Origin of the sequence: Neptuniibacter sp. UBA6509 (assembly GCA_002435145.1) — a bacterium.
Classification (GTDB): domain Bacteria; phylum Pseudomonadota; class Gammaproteobacteria; order Pseudomonadales; family Balneatricaceae; genus Neptuniibacter.
Window position 1 is genome coordinate 1 of sequence record DJLT01000092.1, and the last position, 4,164, is coordinate 4,164.

The window sequence follows — 4,164 nt, forward strand, 5'->3', positions numbered from 1 at the left end:
GCGGTAATATTCAGGGTGGCAAGTCGCTAATTCGCGGTTCCAGTCGTAGCCAAAGCCCATCAGCTCTAGCTGATTACGCATGTAGTCGATGTTTTCGTAGGTCCATTTAGCAGGCGCTACGTTGTTTTTCATCGCTGCGTTTTCGGCAGGTAGGCCAAAAGCATCCCAACCCATAGGCTGAAGGACGTTTTTACCCTGCATACGCTGGTAGCGGGAAACTACATCACCAATGGTGTAGTTACGAACATGTCCCATGTGGAGTCGACCGCTTGGGTACGGAAACATGGATAGGCAGTAGAATTTTTCTTTCTGCAGATCCTCTTCGCACTTGAAGCTATCGTTATCTTTCCAATGTTGCTGGACCTGTGTCTCGATCTTCTGTGGGCGGTATTGTTCGTTCATGTTCGTAAATCGTAATGCCTATGATAGAAAAACCGGCATATGTTGATGCCGGTTAATAAAAGTTTGCTTATTAGCGCATAGCATACAATATATACAGGTAAGCAAACAGAGTTTCCGCTCATAACGAGGTGGTTTTATGGATCATAATAGCGACAAAAAAAGTAATTTAGACTCTGCAGACTACGATAGGGTGTTGTTACGCCTTACTAAAGACTTAGAAAACACGGATGCAGGTTCTTGGGATCTGTTACAAGAGAAAATTCATGATGCTGTGGAATTAGAGCTGGCAGCAGCAGAAATGACCCGTGATGAGCTTGATCTATTGAAAGCTTATCTGACGCGAGACCTTAAAAAGTTGGGCTTTTATGCACATGAAACGGGTGCTGGGTTAGCTGCTTGGCTTAGTTTCGATCTAAATGCCTTGGAGCATACTTTAGCTGAACAGCTAAAATTAATTGCGGATCAAACGCGTGTAGGTCAAGAAGAGTTAAGGGAACGTTTGGGCCACGACGATGATCAATACCTGGCAGGTGAAATTGCAACGGTAGGGACGTTGGAATGCTTAAATTGTGGTGCAACTTTGAGTTTACACAAAACGGAGACGCTATCTCCTTGTGATAAATGTGATCAGACGTTATTTAAACGAGTATCTAACCCTTGGCCATAAATTACAAAATATAGGCATTTTAGCGAAAATTAGGATAGTGGCTTTCAGCTTCAGGGTCTCTCCATTTCCCCATTGTGAGTAATAAGAAAAGAGCGCTTAGCAGCAAGATGGGGAGGGAACCGTAAGTTTGGTAAGGGGTCTGACCTTGCATCGTATGCACTTTGCCGCGTAGGACTCCCTGTGTGAATTGGGGAAGTTGTTCAACTATTTCACCTGTGGAATTAATAATGGCTGTAATTCCATTATTGGTCCCTCGGATTAACCACCGGCCATTTTCTACGGCTCTTATTCTCGCAATTTGTAGGTGTTGGGCAGGCGCGATGGAATGCCCAAACCAAGTGTCATTTGATACGGTTAATAAAATATCTGCCTGTAATGACGATTGTCTGACTAACTCAGGGTAGGCGATCTCATAACAGATAGCCGCACTGAGCGTGTTATTGCCCGCTCGAAGTAAAGATTGTGTTTCCTTCTCAGGGAGAGAGAAGCTAGACATGGGGAGATTGAAGAAATCAAACATACCTCTTATGTAAGTCTCCATTGGGACATACTCCCCAAATGGCACTAGTCGTTGCTTATGGTATATGCCGCTACCACTACTGAGTACAGCAAGACTGTTGTGAATGCGGTAGCCTTTTGGGTGTTCCTGATCACGAATCGCACTAGGTAATCCGCTAATCAGCGTGACATCGTTCTGGTCTAACTCATTCAGTAGTTCAGCTAAGGGAGTTGCCACGTTTTGAAAAACTGCAGGTATAGCTGTTTCAGGCCAGAGCATTAACTGCGTGTCGATATGGGGGGCTGAGAGGTTTTCGTACTGACTAAGAATTTCCGCCCTATAATCTGGATTCCATTTTATCGCTTGTGGAATATTCGGCTGGACGAGGGCAACAGAAAGCTCTTGCTCTGTGGTTGTTGTCCATGAACTTGGCAGTAGGTAACTGCCGATAAGCGGTAGGGGGATGAAAAGTAAAGGGAGTAATCTGCGAGTTCTTAAAAACTCAGCGAGCGCTATTGCTGTGATTAAAATGGCGAAGGATGCAAGCCAGACGCCGCCTAGAGGTAATAGATTCTGGAAAGGCGTATCTAAAGATGAGTTACCTAAATAGAGCCAAGGGAAACCCGTCAAAAACCAGCTTCTTATCCATTCAAAAATTACCCATAGACCAATAAAACTGACGCTTTGGTATCTTGCTGCAAAGAATCTTTTCCAGAGGTAAAGCTGCAAGCTAAAGAGTAAGGCTAATGCGGCGACAAATAGACAGGTTAAGATAGCCGCAATAGCTACAGGGGTTTGGCTATGTTCGGAAATACTGACAAAAACCCACGAGACGCCGCTGCCAAAAAAGCCGAAACCAAAAGCCCAGCCGAGCAGTGCGCTCTTCTTTCGATCTCTTTTATAGCTAGAAAGAAAAAGTACTAGGGGCGGTATGAGGCTTAAATAAGGGTTATCAAAAGGGGATAGGCTAGGGGCGATCAGCGCCCCTGCAATTAAACATATCATAAATTGCAGAGGCATGGGGGTTATCCGTTTCGAGAAACCTGTAGAAGGCGAATCCGTCGGGTGTCGGCGGATAGGATTTTAAAGTGGAAACCATCGATATCTACGGCTTCGTCTTTTTTCGGTAGATGTCCAAAATGTTGCGTCACGATACCGCCCATGGTGTCGAACTCCTCTTCTGAGAAGCCTACAGAGAAGTATTCATTGAAATCTTCGACCGGTGTGAGTGCTTTTACGATAAAGGCATTGTTGTCAAAAGGTTTGATATTGCCGTCATCTTCCTCGCTATCGTGCTCATCCTCTATTTCACCAACAATTTGCTCTAATACATCTTCGATGGTTATAAGGCCTGACACTCCGCCGTACTCATCCATGACGACAGCCATATGGTTACGTGTTACTTGGAACTCTTTCAGTAATACGTTGAGGCGTTTTGATTCTGGGATAAAGGTCACGTTGCGCAATTTGCTTTTTAGATCAAACTGCTCAAGGTTTCCTTCAAGAATCAGCGGTAAAAGGTCTTTAGCTAAGAGAATGCCTTGTATCTCATCCGGTGTTTCACCAATGACTGGAAAACGGGAATGGGCACTTGATATGACAATGGGAAGAAACTCTTTAGGGGTCAGATCGGCTTCAACTACGACCATTTGAGAGCGAGGAACCATGACATCACGGACCTGCATATCAGCAACCTGCATAGCACCTTCCATAATGGTGAGGGCTTCATTATCTAGCAGGTTTTCATCAGAGGCCTGACGTAAATCGGTTAACAGGTCCTCTCGGCTGCGAGGTTCATCACTGAATGCTTGTGTTAATTTATCAAGCCAGCCTTTCGATTGTCCCGTTTGGTCTTCGCTCATGGTGTTTTAAAAAATCCTAAATTAATTATTGTCCGCGTAGGGATCTGCGATGTTCATGCTTGCCAGAATCTCTTGTTCAAGCGTTTCCATCTCTTCTGCATCTTCGTTATTTATATGATCGAAACCGATAAGATGCAAGCAACCATGTATAACCATGTGTGCCCAATGGTCTAATAGGGCTTTATTTTGCTCTGTGGCTTCTGTTGCGACAACATCGGCACAGATGACTAAGTCGCCTAATAATTGAAGAGGGATGCCCTCAGGTACTTCAAAAGGGAAAGACAAAACATTCGTGGGTTTATTTTTTCCACGGTAAGTATTGTTTAAGGTTTGACTCTCTTCAGCTGAGACAACTCGGATACAAAGCTCACCCTCTTTTAGATGGGCGGATAATGCTGCATGGACCCATGTTTGAAAATCTTCTTCAGAGGGTAGGTCGCCTTCAATCTCATATTGAATATCGCAATCAAAGCTCATGAGTGTTTACCCTGAGTATCATCTTTCTTCTCAAAACGATCGTAAGCACGCACGATATGCTGAACGAGCGGATGGCGAACGACATCTTTCGCAGTGAAATGGGTAAAACCAATATCTTTCACTTCGTCTAATACCTGCATCGCATGTATGAGGCCCGAGCGAGTTCCTTTCGGAAGATCCACCTGAGTAATATCACCCGTAATAACCGCGGTAGTTCCGAAGCCTATACGTGTTAGAAACATTTTCATCTGTTCACG

General features: G+C 44.5%; 6 protein-coding genes. 1 reads left to right on the forward strand and 5 read right to left on the reverse strand.

All coding sequences use genetic code 11. From position 1 onward, the window contains the following. The coding region (locus tag B4K11_RS11335) for a class I tRNA ligase family protein (RefSeq protein ID WP_292959384.1) at positions 1 to 402 on the reverse strand (402 nt) is incomplete at its 3' end. A 136-nt stretch (positions 403 to 538) separates the two neighbouring features. Here B4K11_RS11335 and B4K11_RS11340 point away from each other — a divergent pair. Next, complete coding sequence (locus B4K11_RS11340) at positions 539 to 1,069, forward strand: zinc ribbon-containing protein (RefSeq protein ID WP_292952219.1); 531 nt, start codon at positions 539 to 541, stop codon at positions 1,067 to 1,069. A 19-nt stretch (positions 1,070 to 1,088) separates the two neighbouring features. Here the strand turns inward: B4K11_RS11340 and lnt are convergent, their stop codons facing one another. From lnt to B4K11_RS11360, 4 genes are all read right to left on the reverse strand, one after another. Then, the gene (gene lnt, locus B4K11_RS11345) at positions 1,089 to 2,588 is read right to left on the reverse strand and encodes an apolipoprotein N-acyltransferase (protein WP_292952222.1); all 1,500 of its coding nucleotides are present in this window, start codon (positions 2,586 to 2,588) and stop codon (positions 1,089 to 1,091) included. Between the two features lie 5 nt (positions 2,589 to 2,593). Next, a complete protein-coding gene (locus tag B4K11_RS11350) occupies positions 2,594 to 3,430 on the reverse strand; it encodes an HlyC/CorC family transporter (RefSeq protein ID WP_292952225.1) in 837 nt (278 codons plus the stop codon). Between the two features lie 21 nt (positions 3,431 to 3,451). Next, positions 3,452 to 3,907 (reverse strand): rRNA maturation RNase YbeY, encoded by a 456-nt coding sequence (gene ybeY / locus B4K11_RS11355; protein ID WP_292952228.1) that lies wholly within the window; start codon positions 3,905 to 3,907, stop codon positions 3,452 to 3,454. After that, a partial coding sequence (locus tag B4K11_RS11360) for a PhoH family protein (RefSeq protein ID WP_292952231.1) occupies positions 3,904 to 4,164 on the reverse strand: 261 nt, incomplete at its 5' end. The genes B4K11_RS11360 and ybeY, both read right to left, overlap by 4 nt.

Coding starts and splice junctions, on each gene's coding strand:
- B4K11_RS11340 (WP_292952219.1), top strand. CDS start 539: ATGGATCATAATAGCGACAAAAAAAGTAATTTAGACTCTGCAGACTAC.
- lnt (WP_292952222.1), bottom strand. CDS start 2,588: ATGCCTCTGCAATTTATGATATGTTTAATTGCAGGGGCGCTGATCGCC.
- B4K11_RS11350 (WP_292952225.1), bottom strand. CDS start 3,430: ATGAGCGAAGACCAAACGGGACAATCGAAAGGCTGGCTTGATAAATTA.
- ybeY (WP_292952228.1), bottom strand. CDS start 3,907: ATGAGCTTTGATTGCGATATTCAATATGAGATTGAAGGCGACCTACCC.